At 48.7% G+C, this 24,524-nt stretch carries 20 protein-coding genes; 10 read left to right on the top strand and 10 right to left on the bottom strand.

Annotation, left to right across the window (positions count from 1 at the left end; genetic code table 11):
- Positions 1 to 6: 6 nt before the first annotated feature.
- From AC9UFE_RS01955 to AC9UFE_RS01945, 3 genes are read right to left on the bottom strand one after another with little or no spacing between them, the layout of a single operon-like run.
- The gene (locus AC9UFE_RS01955) at positions 7 to 762 is read right to left on the bottom strand and encodes an amino acid ABC transporter ATP-binding protein (protein WP_509545289.1); all 756 of its coding nucleotides are present in this window, start codon (positions 760 to 762) and stop codon (positions 7 to 9) included.
- Positions 759 to 1,613, bottom strand: coding sequence for an amino acid ABC transporter permease (locus AC9UFE_RS01950; RefSeq protein WP_509545288.1), 855 nt, complete (start codon positions 1,611 to 1,613; stop codon positions 759 to 761). The genes AC9UFE_RS01955 and AC9UFE_RS01950 overlap by 4 nt, the downstream gene beginning before the upstream one ends.
- A gap of 54 nt (positions 1,614 to 1,667) precedes the next feature.
- Complete coding sequence (locus tag AC9UFE_RS01945; protein ID WP_509545286.1) at positions 1,668 to 2,513, bottom strand: ABC transporter substrate-binding protein; 846 nt, start codon at positions 2,511 to 2,513, stop codon at positions 1,668 to 1,670.
- Positions 2,514 to 2,893: 380 nt separating this feature from the next.
- Between AC9UFE_RS01945 and AC9UFE_RS01940 the strand changes: the two genes are divergently transcribed.
- Complete coding sequence (locus AC9UFE_RS01940; RefSeq protein ID WP_509545284.1) at positions 2,894 to 3,751, top strand: methylenetetrahydrofolate reductase; 858 nt, start codon at positions 2,894 to 2,896, stop codon at positions 3,749 to 3,751.
- A complete protein-coding gene (metH, locus tag AC9UFE_RS01935) occupies positions 3,751 to 7,341 on the top strand; it encodes a methionine synthase (RefSeq protein ID WP_509545282.1) in 3,591 nt (1,196 codons plus the stop codon). The genes AC9UFE_RS01940 and metH overlap by 1 nt, the downstream gene beginning before the upstream one ends.
- Before the next feature lie 7 nt (positions 7,342 to 7,348).
- Here the strand turns inward: metH and AC9UFE_RS01930 are convergent, their stop codons facing one another.
- The 3 genes from AC9UFE_RS01930 to AC9UFE_RS01920 all read right to left on the bottom strand — a co-directional run bounded on the left by AC9UFE_RS01930 (position 7,349) and on the right by AC9UFE_RS01920 (position 12,908).
- Positions 7,349 to 9,982 (bottom strand): MMPL family transporter, encoded by a 2,634-nt coding sequence (locus tag AC9UFE_RS01930; RefSeq protein WP_509545280.1) that lies wholly within the window; start codon positions 9,980 to 9,982, stop codon positions 7,349 to 7,351.
- 227 nt (positions 9,983 to 10,209) lie between these two features.
- Positions 10,210 to 11,175, bottom strand: a complete 966-nt coding sequence (locus AC9UFE_RS01925; RefSeq protein WP_509545278.1) for a bile acid:sodium symporter family protein — start codon at positions 11,173 to 11,175, stop codon at positions 10,210 to 10,212.
- 2 nt (positions 11,176 to 11,177) lie between these two features.
- Complete coding sequence (locus AC9UFE_RS01920; protein ID WP_509545277.1) at positions 11,178 to 12,908, bottom strand: AMP-binding protein; 1,731 nt, start codon at positions 12,906 to 12,908, stop codon at positions 11,178 to 11,180.
- A gap of 167 nt (positions 12,909 to 13,075) precedes the next feature.
- Here AC9UFE_RS01920 and AC9UFE_RS01915 point away from each other — a divergent pair, with 167 nt between their 5' ends.
- From AC9UFE_RS01915 to AC9UFE_RS01880, 8 genes are all read left to right on the top strand, one after another.
- Positions 13,076 to 13,498: an iron chaperone gene (locus AC9UFE_RS01915; RefSeq protein ID WP_509545276.1), complete on the top strand. Its 423-nt coding sequence runs from the start codon at positions 13,076 to 13,078 to the stop codon at positions 13,496 to 13,498.
- A 75-nt stretch (positions 13,499 to 13,573) separates the two neighbouring features.
- Positions 13,574 to 14,428: an ROK family protein gene (locus AC9UFE_RS01910; protein ID WP_509545274.1), complete on the top strand. Its 855-nt coding sequence runs from the start codon at positions 13,574 to 13,576 to the stop codon at positions 14,426 to 14,428.
- The gene (locus AC9UFE_RS01905) at positions 14,412 to 14,972 is read left to right on the top strand and encodes an SIS domain-containing protein (RefSeq protein ID WP_509545272.1); all 561 of its coding nucleotides are present in this window, start codon (positions 14,412 to 14,414) and stop codon (positions 14,970 to 14,972) included. Before AC9UFE_RS01910 ends, AC9UFE_RS01905 begins: the two co-directional genes overlap by 17 nt.
- A gap of 7 nt (positions 14,973 to 14,979) precedes the next feature.
- Positions 14,980 to 16,164 carry an MFS transporter gene (locus AC9UFE_RS01900; protein ID WP_509545271.1) on the top strand — a complete coding sequence of 395 codons (1,185 nt, stop codon included), beginning with the start codon at positions 14,980 to 14,982 and terminating at the stop codon, positions 16,162 to 16,164.
- A gap of 95 nt (positions 16,165 to 16,259) precedes the next feature.
- A complete protein-coding gene (locus AC9UFE_RS01895; protein WP_509545270.1) occupies positions 16,260 to 17,021 on the top strand; it encodes a GntR family transcriptional regulator in 762 nt (253 codons plus the stop codon).
- 202 nt (positions 17,022 to 17,223) lie between these two features.
- On the top strand, positions 17,224 to 18,192 hold the full coding sequence (locus AC9UFE_RS01890; protein WP_509545268.1) for a sugar ABC transporter substrate-binding protein: 969 nt from the start codon (positions 17,224 to 17,226) through the stop codon (positions 18,190 to 18,192).
- Between the two features lie 93 nt (positions 18,193 to 18,285).
- Positions 18,286 to 19,329: an ABC transporter permease gene (locus AC9UFE_RS01885; RefSeq protein ID WP_509545266.1), complete on the top strand. Its 1,044-nt coding sequence runs from the start codon at positions 18,286 to 18,288 to the stop codon at positions 19,327 to 19,329.
- Positions 19,326 to 20,108 (top strand): ATP-binding cassette domain-containing protein, encoded by a 783-nt coding sequence (locus AC9UFE_RS01880; RefSeq protein WP_509545264.1) that lies wholly within the window; start codon positions 19,326 to 19,328, stop codon positions 20,106 to 20,108. The genes AC9UFE_RS01885 and AC9UFE_RS01880 overlap by 4 nt, the downstream gene beginning before the upstream one ends.
- A 66-nt stretch (positions 20,109 to 20,174) precedes the next feature.
- Here AC9UFE_RS01880 and AC9UFE_RS01875 read toward each other — a convergent pair whose 3' ends face one another.
- Genes AC9UFE_RS01875 through iolC form a run of 4 tightly spaced genes read right to left on the bottom strand, consistent with a single transcriptional unit; the run spans position 20,175 to position 24,469 of the window.
- Positions 20,175 to 21,137: an SDR family oxidoreductase gene (locus AC9UFE_RS01875; RefSeq protein ID WP_509545263.1), complete on the bottom strand. Its 963-nt coding sequence runs from the start codon at positions 21,135 to 21,137 to the stop codon at positions 20,175 to 20,177.
- On the bottom strand, positions 21,137 to 22,624 hold the full coding sequence (locus AC9UFE_RS01870; RefSeq protein ID WP_509545261.1) for a CoA-acylating methylmalonate-semialdehyde dehydrogenase: 1,488 nt from the start codon (positions 22,622 to 22,624) through the stop codon (positions 21,137 to 21,139). The genes AC9UFE_RS01875 and AC9UFE_RS01870 overlap by 1 nt, the downstream gene beginning before the upstream one ends.
- 31 nt (positions 22,625 to 22,655) lie before the next feature.
- On the bottom strand, positions 22,656 to 23,531 hold the full coding sequence (locus tag AC9UFE_RS01865) for a Cgl0159 family (beta/alpha)8-fold protein (RefSeq protein ID WP_509545259.1): 876 nt from the start codon (positions 23,529 to 23,531) through the stop codon (positions 22,656 to 22,658).
- Entirely contained in the window at positions 23,522 to 24,469 is a 948-nt protein-coding gene (iolC, locus tag AC9UFE_RS01860) for a 5-dehydro-2-deoxygluconokinase (RefSeq protein ID WP_509545257.1), read from the bottom strand. Before iolC ends, AC9UFE_RS01865 begins: the two co-directional genes overlap by 10 nt.
- Between the last annotated feature and the right edge of the window lie 55 nt (positions 24,470 to 24,524).

The raw sequence follows: 24,524 nt of genomic DNA, 5'->3' as shown, positions 1-24,524 counted from the left end.
AGAAGGCTAATCGGTGCGCTTGATCATTCGAGTTAAGAACTCTTTAGTCCTTGGCTCCTTGGGGTTATCGAAGAAATCTTTCGCTTCGCCTTGTTCAAGAATTTTTCCCTTTTCTAAGAAAATCACCCAGTCGGCAACTTCTCTTGCAAAGGAGAGCTCGTGGGTGGCCATCAAGATGGTTGTCCCAGTGGCCTTTAGGTCCTTGATCAAAGACAGCACTTCCCCAACTAGTTCTGGGTCTAGGGCGCTGGTTACCTCATCAAGCAGTAACACCTTGGGCTCCATTGCTACAGCGCGAACGATTGCGGTTCGCTGTTGCTGCCCACCAGAAAGTTTGTCTGGATAAGAATCGGCTTTATCGGCTAAGCCGATTCGCTCTAGCCACGATAGGGCTTTCTGTCTTGCTTCTTCCTTGGATATCTTTTTAACGTGTATCAAGGCCAAAGTAATGTTTTCTAGAATCGACAGGTGTCCAAACAAGTTGAATGACTGGAACACAAGTCCAATTTGTTCGCGGACCTTGTCCTGGTTGACATCCGGCTCCGAAATCTCAACGCCTTCAAGGAAGATCTGTCCATCGAGAATGTCCTCAAGCAAGTTCACACAGCGCAGCACCGTTGACTTTCCAGATCCGGAAGAGCCAATCACGGCAACAATCTGGCCAGGAAACACTTCTAAGTCCACTCCGTCAAGGACAACCTTGGTGTCGTAGTTCTTCTTGAGATTTACAACCTTGAGTCTTGGTTTAGTCCAATCGATCACAGCGCGTTCCCTGCCTGTTCACGTTCGGAATACTTTCGTTGAATTCGATCAGCTAGCCGAACGGTTGGAATTGCTAGCAATACAAACAGTAAGCCGGCAACAACATACGGGGTAAAGTTGGCAAACTTGGCGACTTCAATTTGAGCGCCGCGAACAGCGTCAATTGCACCAAGCACAGAAATTAGCCCGACGTCCTTTTGCAAAGCAACAAAGTCATTCATAAGTGGTGGAACGACTTTGCGAATAGCCTGGGGCAAAATAACCAACCTCATCGACTTTGGGTAGCTAAGACCTAGTGATCTTGCTGCCATTCGCTGCGAGGGGTGAACTGCCTCGATACCGGCTCTGAAAACTTCGGATACGTAAGCGCTATAGGTAAGTGTCAGTGCGATGATTCCCAGAACCTCGGAAGGAATCCGCCCAAGAAATTCCAACCTCAGACCAGGGATACCAAAGCCAACTAGGTACAAAACAATAATTAGCGGCAGACCTCTAAATAGGTCCACATACCCTTGGGATAAAACCCTCAGTGGGAAAAACACTGGGTTCTTCAACGTTCTAAAGATCGCAAGCAACAGGCCAAATACCAAAACCAGAATTGCTGCCGCCACTAATACTCGAAGATTGAGCATTAGCCCATCAAAAACTCTTGGGAAAGCAGCAACCGCTACATCCCAATCAAAAAAGAATCCCTGGACTCTTTCCCAACCCGGTGTTGCAAGCAATCCAAACCAAACCAGAGCTGCAAAGGCCAAGGTTGAAAGCAGTGAAACCGCAATTGATTTCTGCTTGCGCTTGGCTCGCCAAACCCGGCGGCGAAGTTCCGCTTCTGATGGGTTCGAATCTGACATAGCTCCCCTATTAGAAAAGGGGGTGGTTTCCCACCCCCTTAACAATTTACTGCCTTACTTTAGAACTGGCGCACTGGTGTCAGTTAGCCAGGTCTTCTCTAGCTCTGCAAGTGTTCCGTTATCGCGCAGTGCCTTGATGGCTGCGTTAACAGCTGCAGTTAGAGATGAGCCCTTGTCTAGTACTAGACCGAAGCTGTCTCCACCCTCAGCGCCAGTGATCTGTCCAAGAATCTTTCCGTCTGTTAGATCACAGCAGGTTAGGTACAGAGCAGTTGGTAGGTCAACAACAAGTGCGTCAAGCTGTCCACTCTGAAGAGCTGCTTTGGCGTCGTCATTGGAATTGAATGCCTGCGCTCCAGCAGTTGGAGTGATGAACTCTTCAATTGCAGTGAAGCTGGTGGTAGCTGAAGCTGCACCAACTAGCAGATCCTTTAGGTCTGCAAGTGAGGTTGCGTTCTCGGCGGCTGATCCAGCAACTGTAATAACTGTCTGAGTAGTTACGTAGTAAGGGTCTGAGAAGTCAACATTCGCCTTACGCTCTTCAGTAATGGTGTACTGCTGCAAGTTGAAGTCGAAGTTCTTAGCTCCTGGAGCAATTGCCTCGTCGAATGTGGTGCGAACCCAGATAACGTCCTCTGGAGCAAAGCCAAGCTCAGCTGCGATTGCATAAGCAACTGCTGCTTCGAAGCCCTCTCCTGATTCGGGGGCATCTCCAACTACCCATGGCTCATAGGCTGGTAGGCCAGTTCCGATGGTTAGCTTTCCTGGGGTGATGGTGGTGATTGTTGATTCGTCTGTTGCTGCGGTTTCTGCAGGTGCGCAACCGGTTAGGGCTAGTGCCGCAATGGCTGCTGCTGCAAGTCCCACTCTGATGCGGGATAGTGTGCTCTTTCTTGACATTATTGCTATCTCTTTTCTGTTTGTGCCGGAGGCCGACTTATTTGGGTATTGAGGTATTTACTTGATTTGTTTTGTTGGAAATTTGCGGAGCTCTACCCCCGCGGCTTAGTTCACCGTTGAAAAAACGCAGAAACCAAGCGTCTAGAGCATTCGCTCCATAGACGCCATAGACATACCCATTGCACAAACGAAAGATAGCGAAGAACGCTTTTCTGTCATCTTGGGTACCCCTCTGAACTGGTTAGTAATGAAAATCATAGTGGCAAATTTCCAAAGGCTCAAAATCCAAATCAGGCAAGTCTTCACTGCCTGACTCAGAATCGACCTAGTGCCATTGAGATCATTGAAGATAAGCTTGAATCCAGTGATGGGGAGTTGTTTTGAATAATCAGGTCCGAGTTTCCTTTGAGGTCTACCCTCCCAGGGACCAAAACTCTGGCGAGAGCCTAGAAACCTCCATTATCGAGCTCGCCAAAATGGACCCGACCTTTATATCCGTCACTTTTGGAGCTGGGGGTTCTTCGACCAAGAATTCCCTTGAGGTTTTGAAATTCATCCTCAAAAACACCCAAGCCTCCGCCCTGGCTCACCTAACCTGCGTGGGTCACAGCTTTCTAGAAACCAAATCTCTGGTCAATCAGTTTATGGACGAGGGAATAAGTGACTTTCTAGCGCTCAGAGGAGACCCCCAGCCAGGCATGCCGCTCGAGCCCAAGGGTGAGCTAAAGTCATCTTCCGAGCTAGTTCAGCTGATCTCCCAGGTTCACAAGGATCGCGGAAACACCAGATCTGATCTAAATGTGGCGGTAGCAACTTTCCCAAATGGTCACCCAGACTCTGACAGCATCACTCAAGACATCCAAGCTCTGCTAGCTAAGCAAAGTGCTGGGGCAGATTATGCAATTACGCAGTTGTTTTTCTTTGCGTCAGATTATCTGGCATTTGTGAAGCTTGCGCGCGATGCAGGGGTGACGATACCTATCTTGCCTGGCATCATGCCGGTCACTTCTATGCAGCGACTCAACCGAGTTATAGAACTAACCGGTGAGAAAAACCCCGAAGGTCTGGCCAAACTTCTTGGTGCCAGCTCTAAAGAAGAAGCCAAGCAGGCAGGAATTGATTGGGCAGCTAATCTATTAGTGGAGCTAGTCGAAGCAGGCGCACCAGGCGTACACCTCTACGCATTCAACCAACACGAAAGTGTCACCCAAGTTCTCCAAAGAGCAGGAATTCGTTAATGCACACCATTAAGTCCATGGCCTTCGCGCCAAGGTCACAAGCTCTTATGGACGCGCTGGCAACTCGCGTGGTCATTGCCGATGGCGCAATGGGTACTGAACTACAAGAGCGCAAACCAACCCTCGAAGACTTCCAAAACCTAGAAGGCTGTAACGAAATCCTCAATGTCACAAGACCTGACATCGTCAAAGGCGTTCACGATGCATATTTTGCTACAGGTATTGACTGCATCGAGTCCAATACCTTTGGAGCAAACTGGTCGAACCTTTCGGACTATGGAATCGAAGACCGAATTGAGGAGCTAGCGGAAGTTGGTGCAAAAATTGCCCGCCAGTCTGCTGATGGCTTCACAGAAAAAGACTCGAGGCCACGCTGGGTCCTAGGATCCATGGGTCCTGGAACAAAACTTCCAAGCCTGGGTCACGTTGACTACGCCTTCCTTAGAGACACATTCAAGGAGCAAGCCGTTGGACTAATTAAAGGTGGCTCGGACGCTTTCCTAGTTGAAACCTCGCAGGACCTACTGCAAACCAAAGCTGCCATCAATGGTTGCCGTATGGCGATTGTAGAAACTGGAACTAGACTGCCGATCTTTGTTGAGGTAACTGTTGAAACTACCGGAACCATGCTTATGGGTTCTGAAATTGGTGCAGCACTCACCGCGATCGAGCCACTTGGTGTGGACATGATCGGTTTGAACTGTGCTACGGGTCCTACCGAAATGAGTGAGCACCTTAGACAGCTTTCGAAGCACTCCAGAGTTCCAGTTATGGTTATGCCAAACGCTGGGCTTCCTGTTCTTACAGCCAATGGCGCAAGCTATCCACTCGGTCCTGAAGAGTTAGCAACTGCTCACGAGCAATTTGTTAAAGAATTCGGCTTGGCAATGATTGGTGGTTGCTGCGGCACGACACCTGCGCACTTGAAAGCAGTTGTTGACAGACTCGGTCACTCAACTACTCACAGCAGGACTATCGAAATCGAACCCGGTGTTGCGAGTTTGTATCAGCACGTGCCTCTTACCCAAGACAACACTTATCTAGCAATTGGTGAAAGAACAAATGCCAATGGTTCCAGAGCCTTCAAAGAGGCCATGCTCGATGAAAGATGGGATGACTGCGTCGACATCGCGCGCAAGCAAGTGCGCGATGGGGCTCACTTGTTGGATGTCTCTGTTGACTATGTCGGCCGAGACGGTGTCGCCGACATGCGAACCCTGGTTTCAAAACTAGCCAGCGCTTCAACACTTCCGCTTGTGATTGACTCCACCGAGCCCGCGGTTATTCAAGCAGGTCTTGAACTCATCGGCGGAAGACCTGTTGTGAACTCCGTCAACTTCGAGGACGGCGATGGTCCAGCTTCGCGCTTTGCCAAGATCATGCCACTTGTTAAGGAGCACGGTGCCGCTGTTATTGCGCTAACCATCGATGAGCAGGGTCAAGCTAGAAACCAGGCGGACAAGGTTCGTATCGCCTCCCGTTTGATTGATGACCTTGTTTCCAAGTGGGACATGAGGGTTGAAGACATCATCGTGGATGCGCTAACTTTCCCGATCGCAACCGGTCAGGAAGAAACCCGCCGAGACGGCCTTGAAACCATTGCCGCTATCAAAGAAATCACCACCAAGTACCCAGGTATTCACACCACCCTTGGTGTTTCAAACGTTTCCTTCGGTCTCAACCCAGCGGCTAGATCTGTTCTGAACTCGGTTTTCCTGCACGAAGCCACCCTGGCGGGCCTGGATTCCGCCATCATCGACGCGGCCAAGATTGTGCCGCTGGCGGACATTCCAGAAGATCGACTAAAAGTGGCCCTCGATTTGATTTACGACCGTCGCGAATACGACGCAGACGGCAACCTTTCTTACGACCCACTATCTGCGATGTTGGATCTGTTTGATGGAGTTGACTCCGCTTCCATTCGTGATGCTCGCGCAGCCGAGCTAGCAGCACTTCCTGTAAACCAGAGACTGGAAAGACGAATCATTGATGGTGACTGTAAGGGTCTAGAGAGCGATCTCGATCTCTCGAGATCCGAGGGAAACAAGCCGCTAGCAATCATCAACGATTACCTACTTGCTGGAATGCAAATTGTTGGTCAGCGCTTTGGTGCCGGGGAGATGCAGCTTCCGTTCGTTTTACAATCTGCCGAAGTAATGAAATCTGCCGTGGCACTTCTTGAGCCATACATGGAAAAAAGTGAGGCTGCCGGCAAGGGCAAGATTGTTCTAGCAACCGTCCGTGGTGACGTTCACGACATTGGCAAAAACCTAGTCGACATCATTTTGACCAACAACGGTTACGACGTAGTAAACATCGGTATCAAACAGCAAGTTGCTGACATCATCAAGGCAGCAGAAGAACACGATGCCGATGTCATCGGTATGAGTGGGTTATTGGTTAAATCAACCGTTGTTATGCGTGAGAACCTTGCAGAACTTGGTTCCAGAGGTCTTGCAAAGAAGTGGCCAATCATTCTTGGCGGCGCAGCTCTTACTAGATCTTTCGTGGAAGATGACCTGGCTGGCGAGTTTGATGGAACAGTGCGTTACGCAAAAGACGCTTTTGAGGGACTTGATCTAATGGAGCCGCTGGTTGCAATTGCCCGTGGAGCAGATGCCGAATCAGTTGGATTGAAGCCGCTCAAAAAGAGAATCCACGCACCTAGCAAGTTAGTTCTAACTGAACCAGAGAACATGCCGGCTCGCTCTGAAGTAGCAAGCGATAACCCTGTTCCGACTCCTCCTTTCTGGGGAACCAGAATTGTGAAGGGTATAGCACTTGCCGACTTCTCTTCTTATCTGGATGAGCGCGCAACCTTCATGGGTCAATGGGGGCTAAAGCCCACCCGAGGAGACGGACCGGGTTACGAGGAATTGGTTCGAACCGAAGGAAGACCAAGACTTAGGTATTGGTTAGATCGGATTCTCTCCGAGGCAATCGCGGATGCATCTGTTGTTTACGGTTACTTCCCTGCTGTTTCAGAGGGCGAAGACTTAATTGTCTTGCACCACGATAACGATCCTTCGGGCGTTGTTGGCAAAGCTGGCCTACTTGCACCAGATGGTGGATCTGGCGGCAAAATCGGTACTGACCGAATGAGATTTAATTTCCCAAGACAAAGAAGAGATGGGCATCTCTGCCTAGCAGATTACATTCGCTCGAGAGCATCAGGGGAAATCGATGTATTTGGTGTTCAGCTGGTGACCTTTGGTTCTGCGGTTGAGAAAGTTACCAAGGTGCTTTTCGAAGACAACAGCTACCGCGACTACATGGAGCTTAATGGTCTCGCGATGCAGCTAACCGAAGCCTTAGCTGAGTACTGGCACTCTCGCATAAGAGCAGAACTTGGTTTTGCTAATGAAGAGCCAGAAGATATGCAAGGGTACTTTGACCTCAAGTACCGCGGTGCAAGATTCTCACTTGGCTACCCAGCATGTCCTGAAATGGAAGATCGCAAGAAGGTAGTTGAGCTACTGATGCCTGAAAGAGTGGGCGTTAGCTTGTCTGAAGAATTGCAGCTTCACCCAGAGCAGTCAACCGATGCTTTTGTATTTCATCACCCAGAGGCTAAATACTTCTCTGTTTAGTTTGCTTCTAGTGAAGCTTCTTGTTCTCGATCTTGGTTCCCTCAACGTCAACGTCCGGCAAAATCTTGTCTAGCCACTTGGGAATCCACCAAGCAGATTTGTTAAGAATAGTCATCGCCGCGGGAACCAGAATTAGTCGCACTAAGAATGCGTCAATCAAAACACCGATAGCTAAACCAAAACCAATAGGACGAATTGTTGCAAGGTGCGAGAAGGCGAATCCTCCAAAGACTGTGACCATGATTAGCGCTGCCGCAACCACAACTCCCCTGCTCTGGTGAATACCGTAGTTGATCGAATCCTTAGGTTTCTTACCGTGAGTAAAGGCCTCTCTCATTCCTGAAACCAGGAAGAGTTGGTAATCCATAGCTAGACCAAAAATGATTCCGATTAGGAATATCGGCAAGAAGCTAAGAATCGGACCTGGACTTGTCACGCCCAGCAACTCAGATAACCAGCCCCATTGGTATACGGCCACAACCGCTCCAAGCGTTGCAGTGACAGTTAACAAGAACCCTGCTGCCGCAAGAATTGGTATCAAAACCGAGCGGAATACCAACATTAGAAGTAGAAGGGAAAGCACAATTACTGTCGTTAGATAAAGAGGTAGAACATCCGAGATTTTGTCGGAAACGTCAATGTTGGTGGCTGTGATTCCAATCGCGCCGACCTTGCCGTCGTACTGATCTTGAACCATCTGGTTTAGATCACGAATTTCATAGACAACTTGCTCGGTTTCCACGCTGGATGGTCCACCGGTTGGAACAACCTGGAACAACAGAGTCTTCCTGTCGTCCGAGACTGCTGCCGGAACGGCAGCAGTGACGTTGTCTAATCCAGCAAGTGCAGTAGCGATCTCTGACTGCAAAGACAGAATGTCTTCTTCGGCTACCGGGTCATTTAGTTCCAAAACAGTTGTGATCTGCCCGTTGAAGCCAGGACCAAAAGCTTCGCTAACTAAGGTGTATGACTTGTATGCGCTGGAATAAGTCGGTTCCGATCCTCCGTCAGGAAGACCAAGTCGCATATCCGATAGAGGAATAGCCATAAACCCAAGAACAGAAATAGTTGCTGCCAAGGCAAGCCACGGGTGTTTTGTTGCCCAAACTGGAGCCTTCGAAGTCTTGGTCGATGCAGCTTTCTTTCGCTTCGCAGCGGTTGAAATACTTGCTCGCTCCTTTTTGGTGAGAATACGATCGCCAATCAATGACAACGCAGCTGGGGTGACGGTAAGTGCAATTAGAACAGCAACAACAATGGCAATTGCACCCATCGATCCCATAAGGCCAACAAACCCAATTCCGGTTAAGTTCAAGGCAACGAGTGCGATGACAACGGTGACTCCAGCAAACAGCACTGCATTTCCGCTGGTGCCATTGGCAATTGCGATTGATTCGGTGAGCTTAGCGCCAGACTTTAATTGCCTGCGGTGACGATTCACAATAAATAGGCTGTAATCAATTCCTACTGCCAGACCCAGCATCACCCCCAAGACAGGAGTGGTCGAGGTCATTTCAATTTGCGAGGCTAGAGCCAGAGTAATAGTCGCGGAAATTCCAACTCCGACAATTGCAGAGAAGATCGGTAGCGAGACTCCGATAAAGGTTCCAAGCAAGACAAACAGCACAATTGCAGCGCTGATTAGTCCAACAACTTCACCAATACCCAAAATGTCACCAAAGGATTGAGTTAGCTCTTGGGAAAACTCGACTTCGATTCCATTAAGGTCGGCTTCTTTCAGATACTCAACAACTGATTCTCTGGTGCCCGCTTCTAGTTCGGTACCTCTTTTATCAAATCGGATGGTTGCCAATGCAACTGTTTCGTCTTTAGAAACTGTTGTGAAGTTGGCAGAAGCATCAATTAGATTCTGTGCCGACTCGAGCTCTTTCTTGCCTTCCTCTAGTTCTAGTTTTCCAGCAGCGACATCTTCTATAGCTGCCTGAAGTTCTAACTCACCTTGAGTGAGTGCCACATTTGAAGCATTTACAATTGCTTCCTGCCTGGCAAGTTCCGCTAGGCCGGCTTCAAGTTGAGCTTTGGTTCCAAGTAGTTGTGCGGTAGCAGGTGCGCCGGCATCGGTTAACTGCTTTATTCCTGCATTTACTAGCGCCAAGCTCGCGGTTAATTCTTCTCGGGTTTCTTGAATCTGAGTTAAGCCACCAGCTAGCTGTGTTTGTCCAGCTGCAATTTCTAGCTCACCAGCAGCAATGTCAAGTTCGGCCTGATCGATCTTCGCTTGTGCATCCAATAGTTGCTGCTTGCCTTCGGCAAGATCTGCAACAGCTTGATCTATTTCGAATTGAACTTCGAAAGGGTTAAAGGCTTCCGATATTCCAGGAAGGTTTTCTGCACCACTGAGTGCAGCAGTGATTGCATCTATGTCTGCTTGGTTGAATGTGCCACTGGGTTTATGGAAAACTACCTGCCCAGAGGCTCTTGACGCATCTGGAAAACTTTCTTGAAGCTCGTCCACTACCTGCTGAGAGGGAACACCGTCAATTGAGATACTCGTGGTTAGTTTTCCGCCCAACGAAAGCGCAAGGCCGGCAGTGATACCAAGTATCACTATCCAAGAAGAGATCACAAGCCAAGCGCGGCGAGCAGAAATTAGTCCGAGCTTGTATAGCAATGTTGCCAAGTGAATTCCATTCTTAGAATGCCAACCCGAGGGCGTTGTTGATTCCCTTTTGGCCAAGCAGAAGATTTGTGTGCTTCTATGCTATTTGCTGGCTACATTCCAGGGGAAAGACAGCTCACATTCCCAGAACTTTCCAAGTTTTCAACGCAAAACGTTGCCTTTGAAGTGCTGTCCGAAGATAAAACAACCCCCGGCAGTTTCTACCGGGGGGTGTTTTGGATAATTTCTTAGAGCAGGTTTGGAATCTTCTGCTCGGCAGCCAAGTTTGCCCTTCTGAACACCAATGTCACCGCTGTTGAAATCAGAACGATGAATAGTGAGTACAGAGCGGGAACTAGCAATATCTGGTCCACTTCCGGTATGTCGATGTAAACAGCCACGATAACGGCAATTGCGAGGGGACCGTTCTGGATACCTGTTTCCAATGAGATGGTTCGAACGTTAGCTGGGTGCAGGCGAAGTGCTTTTGCAATCCAGAAGGCCACTGTTATTCCAACTAATCCAAGACCGATAGCAACAACGTATGTTGGCCATTCGGTCTCTAGAAGTAGCTGCCAGTTTCTTGGAACCCAGATAGCGATTAGGAATGGGATAAATAGCACTCCAAATAATCCACCAATTAGCTCCAACACTGATCCTGCGTTGGCGCTTAGGCGACGAACTAGCATTCCGAGGGCAACTGGAACAATCAGTCCACCGATTACGGTTGCGAGCTCGAGGGGCTCAATAGAAATCGAGTCGGGCAAGTTTAGGAAGTTTGCGTAGATAAACAGCATCAGTGGGGTCATGATGAACGCCCAAAGTGTCGAGTTGATAGTCATCATCACGCTCAGGGCCAAGTTTCCCTTTGAGAAATAGGTAAACAGATTGGATGTTGTTCCAGCTGGAACGGCACCCATAATCAAAGCACCAAGTGCGATGAAAGCGATGTTTTCACCCGTTGAGAACGGGAACAAGAAAACAACTATGAGCACGTACGCAGTAAAAGGCATAACCGCGAACTGAGTCACCCAACCAATAATCAATCCCCAGGGACGACGAAGTGTCAGACCGAAGTCCTTCGGGGTTAGACCTGCACCAAGACCAAACATGATGATGAGGATGAAGATCCTAAGCAGGGTCTGTTCGAACTCATTAACAACAGTTGCTTCATTGGCGACTTCTTCCGCCATCAAAATCATTGAGTTGAGCATCTTTATGCACCTTTCCCGGTTGTTGCCTTGGACTTATCGATTGCGCCAGATCTAAGTTCACGACGCAGGATCTTTCCGATTGGGCTCTTTGGAAGTTCGTCAACAAAGACAACCTTCTTTGGGGCTTTGTATGCGGATAGTGCTTTCTTGCAGTGAGCGATGATCTGTTCCTCGGTTGGTGCAGGTAGTCCTGCAACCACGTAAGCAACTACAGCTTCACCGGTCTTGTCATCTGGCATTCCGATGACACCAACTTCGTTAACACCTGGAACCGCAGCAATCTGCTCTTCAATCTCGTTTGGATAAACATTGAATCCGCTAACAATAATCATGTCTTTCTTGCGATCAACGATTGTGAAGTAACCGTCTTTGTCCATCGTTGCGATGTCTCCGGTATACAAGAAGCCCTTCTTCAAGGTGTTGTTAGTTTCAGCTTCCTTCTCCCAGTAACCGAGCATGATCTGTGGTCCCTTGGCAATTAGTTCGCCGGCTTCCCCAAGAGCAACTTCCTTTCCGTTTTCATCAACACAGAGAATTTCGGTGGATGGAACTGGAATACCGATTGTTCCATCCTTACCTTTTCCACCCAATGGGTTAAAAGTAAGTACCGGTGCTGACTCAGTCAAACCGTAACCTTCAACAATCGGTGTTCCGGTAACTTCACGCCACTTCTTGGAAACCGATTCGTGTAAAGCCATACCTCCAGCAGCCGAAGCGCGAAGCTGCTTCGGTGGGCTGTCCGTGAACCAGGTTTCATTCAACAGAGCATTAAATAAGGTGTTCACACCGGTTAGCCAGGTGACCTTGTAGTTTTCGAAAGCACGTCTTAGGTTGCTTGGTGGACGAGGTGATGGAACCAAAATGTTTCTTCCACCGATGTGGTAAAAACCAAGCAAATTAATTGTGAAAGCAAAGATGTGATACAGCGGCAAAGCTGTGATGACAACTTCTTTACCCGGACGCATAAATGATCCACACATTGTGATTAGCTGCAAGGTGTTTGTTACCAAGTTGCCGTGTGAGAGCATTGCGCCCTTTGAGACACCGGTTGTTCCACCGGTGTATTGCAAAGCTGCAATTGATTCAGCAGTAATACCCTTTAGGTAGCCTGCTGCAGCCGATGCGGTCTTCGCTGTCCGACCAGCAGCTAGAGCTGCCTGGAACTTGGTGTGTGGGACGGTGATCTTTGGAAGAGTTCTGCTCCAAACTTTCTGAACCAGTCGAATTACTCCGCCAACAATTGGTGGGAAGAATTCGGAAATCTTTACAGCAACTACTGTCTTGATCTTGGTCTTTGGGAGTACCTCAGGTAACCGGTCGGCAAACATGTCGATAACCACGAGCACCTCGGCGCCAGAGTCTGCAAACTGGTAAGACATCTCAGGTGCGGTGTATAGCGGGTTGGTGTTAACAAGAACCAAGCCTGCTTTCATAACTCCGAAGGCAACAATTGGGTATGCCAAACAGTTAGGCATCTGAACTGCAACTCTTGCTCCGGCCTTTAGTTTTAGGGTTTCTCTTAGGTAAGCGGCGAAGTCATCCGATAGGGAGTCGATCTTCTTATATGTGAGAGACCCGTTCATACCGTTTGGCATGACTTGTGTGAAAGCTATGGTCTTGGAGTATTGAATGCTGGCTTTTTTGACGAGTTCGGCCAAGTGAACAAAGGGAACCTTTGCAAGCTCCGCTGGAACGTCTTTTGGATAGTGCGCCAACCAGGGACTCTGGGTCATTTTCTACCTTCCGCGAGGGTTTGCCACCGCCGAAGATTCTCCGGCGCTGGAGTATTCATCTCATACTAGCCAATGGATCAAGTGCCTACATCCCGCTAATCTAAGGTCCAATAACATCAAAATTGAGGCTAATTGCCCTAAAAGCCCGCTAGCAAAGGACCCGGATCATGGCCAAGGCCACAACAGAGAAATTCAGCGCCGCTGAGCGTCAGGCAATGAAGGACAGAGCCCAAGAGCTCAAGAACAAGGCCAAGGGCCTAAAGGGCGAAGCCGAACTCATGGCCAAAGTCAAGGAAATGAACAAAGAAGATAAAGAGCTTGCATTGGCCATTCACAAGTTGATCACTTCTATTGCCCCTGAACTAGAGCCAAAGACTTGGTACGGAATGCCTGCTTACTACAAAAACGGCAAAGTACTGGTCTTCTTCCAAAACGCTGGCAAATGGAAATCTCGTTACTCAACTCTTGGATTTGATGAGTCTGCGAACTTAGATTCTGGTTCGATGTGGCCGACATCTTTTGCGCTAACGAAACTCACTCCTGCAAACAAAAAGGCGATTACCGACTTGGTTCTGAAAGCAATTCGTTAGAGGAAGATTTCAACTTCTACATGTTGACTGAAATATAGTCAGGCCTGGCGTGGTTTGACGTCGTGATGTCTCGTTATGCTTTTTTTCATGAGTGCATTGCTCCTGGATATAGGTGGAACTAAGTGCAGTATTGCCTCTGCTAGCAACCTGGAAAATGTATTTGAACTAGTAACCGCAGACTATAAAACGCCCGAGAATATCCTTGCCCGATTAGCAATAGAAGCTGCTGAATTGATGGCCCAAGACAAAGCCGTTGATCGAGTTGGAATTAGCTTCGGCGGGCCGTTTGATTTTGCTAACCAAAAAGTAAAAAGGTCAGTCCATGTTTCAGGTTGGGAAGAATTTGATTTTTCTGATTGGTCAATGCGTGTGCTCGGGCTACCTGCAGTTGCAGACAACGATGCAAATGTTGGAGCCCTCGGAGAGTTTGTTTCCAGAGGTTCCAAGAACACAGACTTTGCTTACGTAACTATTTCCACTGGAATTGGTGCTGGGCTAATTGTTGCCGGCGAAATCTTCCGCGGGCACGGAGAACTTGCGGGTGAACTGGGTCACATCGTGATTGATCCATCCGGCCCTGAAGACGAATCGGGTAATCACGGAACTCTCGAGAGATTCTGCAGTGGTTACTGGCTCAGGAAAGACTATGGAAAGTCCGCGGAGGAGCTTCTTGCAGACGATGCCTTCTTATTGCAGTACAGCACTCGACTAGCAGCGGGGTTATCAACTCTTGTGAGGCTTATCAACCCCGAGCTTTTGGTTTTGGGTGGCGGGATAGCTAAGGCTGGTCCTAGGTTAGAGTCTGCTTTATTGAATCAGCTTCAGATACTTCTGGATCAGACGCAAACCAAACTGGAACTTTCAACCCTGGGCAATACAAATGTGTTAATTGGAGCAAGAGAGCTGGCAAAAAATGAATTACGTGGCTGATTACCTGTCAAAAGTGAAAGAAGCTATCGACCTAGTCGATGCTTCCAAAATAGACACACTTATCTCCTGGCTTTCTGAAACACGTGCTGCCAATCAAACAATTTTCACCATGGGCAATGGTGGCAGCTCTTCCACTGCTTCACACTGGGTCAACGATTTAGTCAAAGGGGCTTCCTATGAAAAGAGTGCGCGATTTAAGGTGATGTGTCTGAACGACTCGGTAGCCACTCTCACCGCGTACAGCAACGACGTTGCCTACGACCAAGCGCTAGTTGAGCCACTAAAGAACTTCCTAGAACCAAAAGATCTCGTAATTGCCATTTCTGGCTCTGGAAACTCAAACAATGTCATTCAGGCAACTGAATATGCAAAATCAATTGGCGCTCGGACCGTCGGACTGACTGGAAGAGATGGCGGGAAGCTAGGATCGTTGGTCGATCTTGAAATCAGGGTTCCAGAACCAAACATGGGTCGAATTGAAGATGTTCACATGATGATCACTCACGCGGTCTCATGGAGCTTTATTGAAAACGAAGGAAAATAGGTCTCGATTGTCAAAGCCATCCATAGCTGTCTGGTCCACAGCCTCCGCCACATTATTTTTTGCAAGAGCATTCCTGTTCTCAACCTGGGTGAGCCGTGGTCCCGAAGTTCAAGAACTCTTAGGTTTCAATGAACTTGAGTTTGGAATCTTCACAATGTTGTATGCGGTGGGTGGACTACTTGGAATTTTCTTCGCTAGTTTCCTAGTGAAAAGATTCGGCTCTCGCATGATTGCCGCTCTGGGGTTCTCTATCGGGGCAGCATCTTTGATGGGTATTGGGCTATCGGTAGAACTCGGAATGATTTTGGTTTCAAGCCTGCTGTTGGTAGCAATTGGTACCCCAATGGCTATCGAGGACTTCGTTGGAAACTACGAAGGTAACGCCGCAGACAGAAAATCGAAGCGTTCAATTTTCCCTGCAATCCACGGTGCATATGGTGTTGGAATGCTGGGCGGTGCTGCAGTATCTAGTTGGGCTATCGATCAAGGAATTGGATTGGCTGGTCACTACTTTGTTACCGGTTTATTTGTTGCCGCAATCTCAGTTGCCGCGGGTATTTTGCTGCCTTCTCGTCCATCAACTAGCGAGACCTCAGCAAAGTCGACAACCAAAGGTCAGACCAGAAAAGTTTGGAGCGAAAAACGTAGCTTGCTGATTGCGGTAGTTGGATTCTCATTCATCATGGCCGAGATGTCCGCTGGAACTTGGGTGCCAATTGCACTGACCGGTTCTGGTTATTCAGGGTCGGACGCTGCAATCATGTTCGGTATCTTCTGGATAGCAATTACTGCCGGAAGGCTTGTTGGTGGTTTCATAGTTGACGCCGTTGGCAGATCACGCACCATCTTGTTCTCTGCTTTGTTGGCAGCAAGCGGTATAGCTGTGTTTATCGCCCAGGACCTGATCAACTTGCCACTACTGGGCCTGATTCTTTGGGGTCTTGGTATTGCTATGGGATTCCCGATGTCAGTTGCATCGATGGGAGATCAGGAATCTATGGCGCCAGCTCGAATCAACATGATAATCACCGTGGTGTACATTTCCTCTATTACCGTGGGTCCTGCTCTTGGAACCCTTGGTGAGTTTGCTGGTTTGTATGTGGCATTTGGAATTCCGCTGGTGTTTATGTTGATCGCGGCTATCTTGAGCCCAATCACCAAGCCCATAGATAACGAAGGTAAGCGCATCTAGCTTCAAGAGTTCATCTGGTCGAAACACTTTGTTGGGTTGTAACTTCCTGGAATGAAGTATTGTCATAACATACTTTGATTTAGGAGAGTAAGCGGATGCGCAAGACCGAAGTAATTCTCCCGCTTTCGATTTTTTCCAAGCTAGATCGAAAATCTTCTGTTCCTCTTTATTTCCAGCTCTCCGAGCTTCTGGAAAAATCTATTCTTTCTGGACAGTTAGCTGCCGGTGACAGGCTAGAAAATGAAATTTCATTTTGCGAGCGCCTTGGACTATCTAGACCAACAATTCGAAGAGCCATCGAAGAACTTGTTGACAAAGGACTGCTCGTTCGAAGACGTGGCTTAGGAACACAAGTTGTCCATGGGCAAGTTACTCGCGGTGTTGAACTCACATCTTTATTTGACGATCTTGAAAGAGCCGGAAGAAAACCCTCAACCAAAGTTGTTGAATTCAAACTTGTGCCCGCAGATGCAATTGTTGCGCAGCAGCTTGGAGTACCAGTTGGGAAAAAAGTAGTTTTTCTTCACAGAGTCAGAAGCGCGGGTAAAACGCCAGTTGCTGTGATGCAGAACTGGATTCACCCTCGCTTTGAACACTTGACCGAAAAAGATGTTTCTAAATCCGGTCTCTATGAGTGGCTTAGAGGACAGGGAGCATCAATTCAAGTTGCCAAGCAAAAAATTGGTGCCCGTCGAGCGAGCGTCAAAGAATCTAACTTTTTGGAGATTGAAAAGAATTCACCGGTTCTAACAATGGATCGAACGGCATTCGATAACTCAGGTGTCGCTTTGGAGTATGGCCACCACTGCTATCGAACAGATTTGTATTCTTTTGAGTTCACTATCGTTGAGCGCTAGTGAACTAACATAAGGCTCACTTTGTAACAAATTGAGCCCTGGCTTGGGTTTGCGGCTTAGCAGAAAACCACTGGCCTTCGAGGGCTTAGGTATCTTTTTCATAACGGGAGATGGAATCGAGCTTAATTGTCCTTACAAACCGCAATAATTATCTGCAGTCGGGTCTTTCCGACCATTTAAATGAAAACGAGAGGTTATCTCAATGAACATCAAGAAGCTAGCTGCTCTTGTTGCCGTTTCCGCGTTAGTACTAACCGGATGTGCAACAACCGCAGCAGAAGAAGAAACAGCAGCACCAGCAGGCGACTTCAAGATCTGTGTTTACACACACGGTGACGGTGGCGGATTCTGGTCTGTAGCACAAGCCGGTGCAGAGAAGGCTGGAGCAGACCTAGGTGTCACAGTTGACTACCAGGGCTCAACCAACGATTCTGCAAAGCAGGCTCAGACAATTGAAGCTGGTATCGCAGGTGGCTGTGACGCTATCGCTGCATCAGCTCCAGACCCAGGTGCTATTGAAGACGCAATGTTGGCAGTAGCAGCCGCAGGTATCCCAACAGTGACCATGAACTCAGGATCCTCTGTATTCAAGTCCCTTGGAGCAATCACCCACGTTGGTCAGGATGAATTCATCGCTGGTCAAGAGGCTGGTCTTCGCTTCAACGAGGCTGGACTAACAAAGATCCTTTGCCCACTTCAGGAAGCTGCAAACGTTGGTCTTGAACAGCGCTGTGCAGGAGCAGCAGACACATTCGATGGTGAAGTTGTGAACTTCAACCTAGATGGCGGTCTTGCTGACCTTACAGCTGCATCTGCAAAGATCAAGGCTGAATTGGAAGCTAACCCAGACTACGATGGCGTGTTCGCATTGAACGCTGACATCGCAGCGAAGGCAGTTCTTCCAGCAGTTACTGACCTAGGCCTAGACATGTACATCGGAACTGTTGACATGTCAGCTGAAGCTCTAGATGCGATTGAGGCAGGAACAATTGCCTTCGCAATCGACCAGCAGCAGTACGCACAGGGTTACCTATCGGTTGCCTTGCTATACCTAAACCTAACCAACGGTCACACCCTTGGTGGAGGTCTACCTATGTACACCGGTCCTGGCTTTGTTGACTCAACAAACGTCGCGACTGTTAAGGCACTGGTAGCAGCAGGTACTCGCTAGTCGTATCATAGAAACACAAGGCAGGTGGGCTAGAAATTTTTTCTAGCCCACCTGTTTTCTAAGAGAAACAAACAGGAAACCGAGGATTCATTCATGTCAAACGCAGTCAAAGACGAACGCGTTCAAAAAACTTCTTTCATTACAAATCTCCTGAGACGGCCAGAATTTGGTGCCCTTATGGGTGCACTGGCAATTTTCGTCTTGTTCTCATCGGTAGACACAACCGGAAACTTTGGTCAGCCAGGTGGTATTGCTGGCTGGACCGACATCGCAGCACCGATTGGAATTGTTGCGGTATTCGTTGCACTCCTAATGATTGGTGGAGAGTTTGACCTTTCTACCGGGATTATGGTTGGCTCATCCGGTCTTTTGGCGGGACTGATAGTCACAGAACTAGGACTGGATATCTGGACCACGATCGCACTCGTTCTGATTTTCGCGGCTGCTATTGGGCTGCTAAATGGTTGGTTGGTAGTTGCAACCGGATTACCTTCGTTTATTGTCACGCTAGCTACGTTCTTCGTGCTTCGTGGCTTAAACCTCGCGGTAACAAAAGGCTTCACTGGAACAGTTCGGGTAAGCGAAACAGACCAGGCTGTCAACTACGAACAGGCTGCTGCTTTACTTTCTAGCAAGATAGAAATTTTCGGAGCTAGCTTTCAGATTTCGATTCTTTGGTGGATATTCTTTACACTGCTGGCTACCTGGATTTTGAATAGAACCAAATTTGGTAACTGGATTTTTGCTGCTGGAGGTGACCCAAACGCAGCTCGTAACGCTGGGGTTCCTGTCATTAGAACAAAGATCATTCTTTTTGTTATGGCTTCCCTCGCGGCAGGATTCGTGGGAATCATGGTAGTTCTGCGCCTAAAGGGCATGCAAGCTGGTCAGGGTGTTGGAATTGAATTCTTCTACATCATCGCCGCCGCCGTTGGTGGAACACTCCTAACCGGTGGTAAGGGATCCGCTATTGGCGCGGCTCTTGGAGCAACAATCATGGGCATGGCTTACATCGGTATCCCTTACGCACTCTGGGATTCGGATCTAACTTTCACATTCCTTGGATTGATATTATTTGCCGCAGTACTGATCAACAGCTTTGTTGGAAAAAGAGGCATGAAGGGAAAGAAGAAATGACCGCTGCCCTAGAGCTAAAAAACGTCACTAAGCAGTTCGGTAACGTTATTGCAATGACCGATGTATCCATGGAGGTCACTGCCGGAACTGTTACCTGTGTGCTGGGTGACAATGGAGCTGGTAAGTCCACCCTGATCAAGACCCTATCCGGTGTTCACAAAGCAACATCGGGTGAGTTCTTGATGGATGGTCAGCCTGTTGAGTTTGGCTCCCCACGCGATGCAATTGCCAAGGGAATTGCAACTGTGTACCAGGATCTAGCAACTATTCCGATGATGTCGGTCTGGCGAAACTTCTTCCTTGGTAACGAGATGACTGTGGGTTGGGGTCCTTTCCGGATGCTTGACATCAAGAAGATGAAAGCTATTTCAAAGCAGCAGCTTCTTGAGATGGGTATCGACCTTCGAGACACCGATCAGCCAATTGGAACCCTCTCCGGTGGAGAGCGTCAGGCAGTAGCTATTGCCCGCGCTGTTTACTTCGGAGCAAAGGTATTGATTCTTGATGAGCCAACCTCCGCACTTGGAGTTCGTCAGTCAGGAATCGTTTTGAAGTATGTTCTTTCAGCCAAGGAAAGAGGTGTTGCGGTTGTATTCATCACTCACAACCCACACCACGCATTCTTAGTCGGAGACCGCTTCTACCTTCTAAACCGAGGAAAGATGATCAACGAATTCCAGCGCAAGAACGTCAAGCTGGACGAGTTGACAATGGCTATGGCTGGTGGAGCAGAGCTGGAAGCTCTAACTCACGAGATTTCCCAAGTAAAGGGCGAGTAACTCTAAAAAACCGAACGGCCGCCAACAATTAGTTGGTGGCCGTTGGCTATTTTTATGACTTAATCTCTAAGGCCTATTTTCGGGCTTGGTAATCGCAATTAGTGTTCCCGTCTCCAGCTCCAAACGCAGGGCCTTGAGTAGGTCCTTGAGACCCGTGGGTCCTAACCCAAGGACTTCTTTGGAAGCCTTGTTAGACAAAGAAGTATCGATAGGGACTGCCGCTGGAAACAGCTCAGACACTGGTGGATCAGAACATAAAAGCAGATTGGTATCTAACTCAAATACCTCACAAACCAACTTGGCTAGCTCGAATCGTTCGATTGCGTCGTCGCCAACCAGGTGAAAAGTTCCAGTCGCATTTCGGGTAGCAACTCGTTCTATTTGCGCACCAATTTCAGCAGCAAGTGAAGGGGTTGCAACTTTGTTGACTCGATCTCCGCCCCAAACCGTAAAGGTCTCGCCCCTGCTCACAGTAGTCACAAGTGAAGTTACGAAGTAACCAAAACCAACGTCTTGGCTTCTTGGACCATCAGTTTTAGTTTGGTGAAAGCCCATAACTCCCCCGACGCGACAGACTGCACCGTTTTCTGGAGCTAGGTCTCTAACTACTTGCTCACCCATGGCCTTAAGGAAACCATAAAAATTCACTGGGTTACCCCGGTTGGATTCCAGCGAAAGATGTGTGGTGCCATCCATAACCCAGTCGGTTGAGATGTAAATAGGTTTCGATCCGGCCTTGTTGGAAGCTTTGACAACCCTTGAGGTCAACCCAACAAAACTGTCGTAAGCGAAGTCTCGATCTTCAAGCAGTCTGTTGAAATCGTTCGCAATTGCGCAGTGCACGACGGCGTGTGTGCCCACTAGGGCAGCGCTAATTGAGTCTTCGCTGGTGAAATCCACCAGCTTGGTTTCCCAGGGTAGTTTGCTTTCGGATCTAACTAAGCCAATTACTTCGTGACCATAGCTTTGCAAAACTGAAGCGATGTTGCTGCCAACGAAACCAGTGGAACCGGTGATGGCAATCTTCATTAGTTTTGTGGGAAGCCCAGGTTTAGTCCACCGTGGCTTGGGTCAAGCCATCTGGAAGTAATGACCTTGGTCTGGGTAAAGAAGCGGAAGCCTTCTTCTCCGTGAGCTCGGCTGTCACCGAACAAGGAGTGCTTCCAACCACCGAAGCTAAAGTACGCTACCGGAACTGGAATTGGTACGTTGATTCCAATCATTCCCACCTGAACCTGGTTCTGGAACTTACGAGCCGCTCCACCATCGTTAGTGAAAATTGCAGTTCCATTTCCAAACTGTCCGGAGTTGATTAGGTTTAGTCCCTCTTCATAGGTCTTGACTCGAACTACCGATAGCACCGGACCAAATATCTCTTCGGTGTATACCTTGGATCCGGTAGGGACGTTATCGATCAAAGTTGGGCCAAGCCAGAATCCGCCTGGTGCACCATCTGGAACAACACCGCGGCCATCGACGACAACTTTGGCGCCGTCCTGTTCTGCGATTTCAATATATGAAGCAACCTTGTCTCGGTGAACCTTGGTGACAAGTGGTCCCATGTCGCAGCTTCGTCTTCCGTCTCCAACTTTGATCTGCGACATGCGCTCGGTGATCTTGGTGATTAATTCATCGGCAACTGGCTCAACTGCAACCACGACCGAGATCGCCATGCAACGCTCTCCGGCAGAACCGAAGCCTGCGTTCACCGCAGAGTCAGCAACTAGGTCTAGATCGGCGTCAGGAAGCACCAGCATGTGGTTCTTAGCTCCACCAAGAGCCTGAACTCTCTTTCCGTTTTGGGCAGAGGTTTCGTAGATGTATCTAGCGATTGGAGTTGATCCAACAAAGGAGATTGCCGCAACATCTGGGCTGTTTAGTAGGCCATCTACAGCTTCCTTGTCGCCGTGTAAGACGTTGAAAACTCCATCTGGCAAGCCAGCTTCTTTCCATAGCTCAGCCATCCAGTTGGTAGCCGATGGGTCCTTTTCGCTTGGCTTGATAACAACCGTGTTTCCGGCCGCAATAGCTACTGGGAAGAACCACATTGGAACCATGGCCGGGAAGTTAAACGGGCTAATAATTCCAACCACACCCAAAGGCTGCTTAATCGAATAGACATCCACGTTGGTTGATGCATTCTCCGAGTATTCGCCCTTCAATAGGTGCGGCAGGCCACACGCAAACTCAACTACTTCTTGGCCGCGAGTGATCTCTCCCAAAGCGTCCGAAAGCACCTTTCCGTGCTCGGAAGTGATGATCTCTGCTAGCTCGCCCTTCTTAGCCTCTAGCAGCTCACGGAAGCGGAACATGATCTGCTGGCGTCTGGCAAGCGATAGGTCACGCCAGGCTGGAAATGCCTCCTTGGCGGCACTGATGGTAGCTGCAATCTCAGCGCCGTTGGCAAAGCCAACGCGCTTGGTAGCCTCACCGAGCGCTGGATCAAAAACGTCTCCAAATCTTCCAGATTGACTCTGAACACTCTTACCGTTGATCCATAGTGGCACTGTCTGCATTTTCGCTACCTCATCCTTATTTGTTGAAATCTTACTTGTGAACCAAATTGGCCGCTTGGGCCACAGCTTTAGAAACATCGTTGTCGTGTGGGTATAAAAGAGTCCTACCGACTACGAGACCTTTTACCCCAGGAAGCGCTAGGGCGTTTGACCACGAACTAAAGGTTGCCTCTTGGTCCGAGCTTCCCTCTCCGCCAAGAAGCAGCGTTGGAAGAGTGGTCGCATCCATAACTCTTTCCATGTTTTCAACTACAGGTAGCTTGAGCCATGACCAGGCGCTTGTTGAACCAAGGCCAGAAGAGATGGCAACCGAGAGCTCTACGGCTTCGGCTGTGAGCCGGTTTACCGCTTTGCCATCCACCCAGTCACTCATGAATGGCTCTAGCAGCATCGGCACTTCGTGCTTCGAACACTCGTCAATAACTTTGGCTGTGTGCTCTAAAGTTCTGACCGTGCCTGGATCTTGCAAGTTAATTCTTAGGAGGTTCTTACCCATGTCTATACCCTGCTGCTTCAATGAAGCTGCTGTGTAAGCGGTGTAGCGATCATCAAACTCGAAACTGGAGCCTTTCAAACCACCACGGTTCATCGAACCAACTGCAATCTTGCCCTCAAGAAGACCCATCAGCGTGAGCTCTTCAATTACATCCGGCGTTCCTAGAACACCATCAACTCTTGGGTTCTCTAAAGCGGTAGCAAATCTTTCAAGCAATTCTTTTCTTGAACCCATGGCAGAAGTATTGCCGTTTACCGCTAAAGCTCCTCTGGCTGGATGATCGGCCGCTAGCAAGAATAGATTGCCATCACCTTGAATAAGAGGCCTGCGTTTTCTGTTCTTGAGCGCTTTAGCAATAGCTCCTGGATCAGAAGCTCTTAGCTCCTTGATCTGCTCAAAACTTAGTCCCATTTTTGGGCCTCCATGATCTTGCTGACTTCATCATAGGTTGGCATAGCCGTTGAACATTCAAGTCTGGAAGCCACGATGGCTCCTGCAATGTTGGCAAAGCGCAGTATTCGTTGTAGGTCCCAGCCTTGAATCAAACCATAACAAAGCGCTCCACCGAAAGAGTCCCCAGCCCCTAGACCGTTGACTACCTCCACCGCGTATGGTGGAACCTCAACGGACTCGTTTTTGGTCTTTGCAAGAACTCCCTTGGGGCCTTGCTTCACGATCGCAATTTCAACACCGCGCTCCAATAGAGCATCAGCTGCACGCTCGGGCTCAGTTTCACCAACCGCAACTTCACACTCTTCTTTATTCCCGACGGCAATTGTCACAAAAGGCAAAGCCTTTGCAATCTGCTTGGTAGCATCAGCAGGGTTTGTCCAAAAAGCCGAGCGGTAATCCAAATCCAGGATGGTGTGCGTGGCTTTGGCTCTGGCCTTGAGCGCAGCTAGGTTAGCTGTTCTGGAGGGTTCTTGGCTAAGGCCGGTCACGGTGGACCAAAAGATCTTCGCCGATTTGATGGCATCTAGATCTAGTTCCGATTCGGAAATTTCTAGGTCGGGGGCCTTGGGTTCGCGATAGAAATATATTGGGAAATCATCCGGTGGAAAGATTTCGCAGAAAACAACCGGCGTTTTGAGGTGTTCTGTTCGACCAACGTATCGGCTATCAACTTTTAGGCGCTCGAGTTCTTGAATCAAATAGTTTCCGAAGGGGTCATTTCCCACCTTTGTAATCACTGCAGAGTTGAGTCCGTACCTAGCTCCAGAGACAGCAACATTGGTTGCAGAGCCGCCAAGAAATTTTCCAAAAGAGGTAACTTCTTCAAGTCCGACTCCGGTTTGAAAGGGGTAGATGTCCACGCCAATTCGACCCGTGGTTATTAGATCGAAAACCATTGACTACCTCCGGTTACAAGTCTGCCACAACTTCAAGAATTTGTCATAACAAACT

It is taken from the genome of Rhodoluna sp. (assembly GCF_044239955.1).
GTDB lineage: Bacteria > Actinomycetota > Actinomycetes > Actinomycetales > Microbacteriaceae > Rhodoluna.
Note: the sequence above shows the minus strand (reverse complement) of the source record. Positions and strands in the feature narration are given on the sequence as shown.

Bases quoted from the DNA above. Each gene is read 5' to 3' on its own strand.
- AC9UFE_RS01890 (WP_509545268.1), top strand. From the start codon at position 17,224: ATGAACATCAAGAAGCTAGCTGCTCTTGTTGCCGTTTCCGCGTTAGTA.
- AC9UFE_RS01875 (WP_509545263.1), bottom strand. From the start codon at position 21,137: ATGAAGATTGCCATCACCGGTTCCACTGGTTTCGTTGGCAGCAACATC.
- metH (WP_509545282.1), top strand. From the start codon at position 3,751: ATGCACACCATTAAGTCCATGGCCTTCGCGCCAAGGTCACAAGCTCTT.
- AC9UFE_RS01920 (WP_509545277.1), bottom strand. From the start codon at position 12,908: ATGACCCAGAGTCCCTGGTTGGCGCACTATCCAAAAGACGTTCCAGCG.
- iolC (WP_509545257.1), bottom strand. From the start codon at position 24,469: ATGGTTTTCGATCTAATAACCACGGGTCGAATTGGCGTGGACATCTAC.
- AC9UFE_RS01950 (WP_509545288.1), bottom strand. From the start codon at position 1,613: ATGTCAGATTCGAACCCATCAGAAGCGGAACTTCGCCGCCGGGTTTGG.
- AC9UFE_RS01925 (WP_509545278.1), bottom strand. From the start codon at position 11,175: ATGCTCAACTCAATGATTTTGATGGCGGAAGAAGTCGCCAATGAAGCA.
- AC9UFE_RS01905 (WP_509545272.1), top strand. From the start codon at position 14,412: ATGAATTACGTGGCTGATTACCTGTCAAAAGTGAAAGAAGCTATCGAC.
- AC9UFE_RS01945 (WP_509545286.1), bottom strand. From the start codon at position 2,513: ATGTCAAGAAAGAGCACACTATCCCGCATCAGAGTGGGACTTGCAGCA.
- AC9UFE_RS01915 (WP_509545276.1), top strand. From the start codon at position 13,076: ATGGCCAAGGCCACAACAGAGAAATTCAGCGCCGCTGAGCGTCAGGCA.
- AC9UFE_RS01910 (WP_509545274.1), top strand. From the start codon at position 13,574: ATGCTTTTTTTCATGAGTGCATTGCTCCTGGATATAGGTGGAACTAAG.
- AC9UFE_RS01880 (WP_509545264.1), top strand. From the start codon at position 19,326: ATGACCGCTGCCCTAGAGCTAAAAAACGTCACTAAGCAGTTCGGTAAC.
- AC9UFE_RS01885 (WP_509545266.1), top strand. From the start codon at position 18,286: ATGTCAAACGCAGTCAAAGACGAACGCGTTCAAAAAACTTCTTTCATT.
- AC9UFE_RS01895 (WP_509545270.1), top strand. From the start codon at position 16,260: ATGCGCAAGACCGAAGTAATTCTCCCGCTTTCGATTTTTTCCAAGCTA.
- AC9UFE_RS01870 (WP_509545261.1), bottom strand. From the start codon at position 22,624: ATGCAGACAGTGCCACTATGGATCAACGGTAAGAGTGTTCAGAGTCAA.
- AC9UFE_RS01865 (WP_509545259.1), bottom strand. From the start codon at position 23,531: ATGGGACTAAGTTTTGAGCAGATCAAGGAGCTAAGAGCTTCTGATCCA.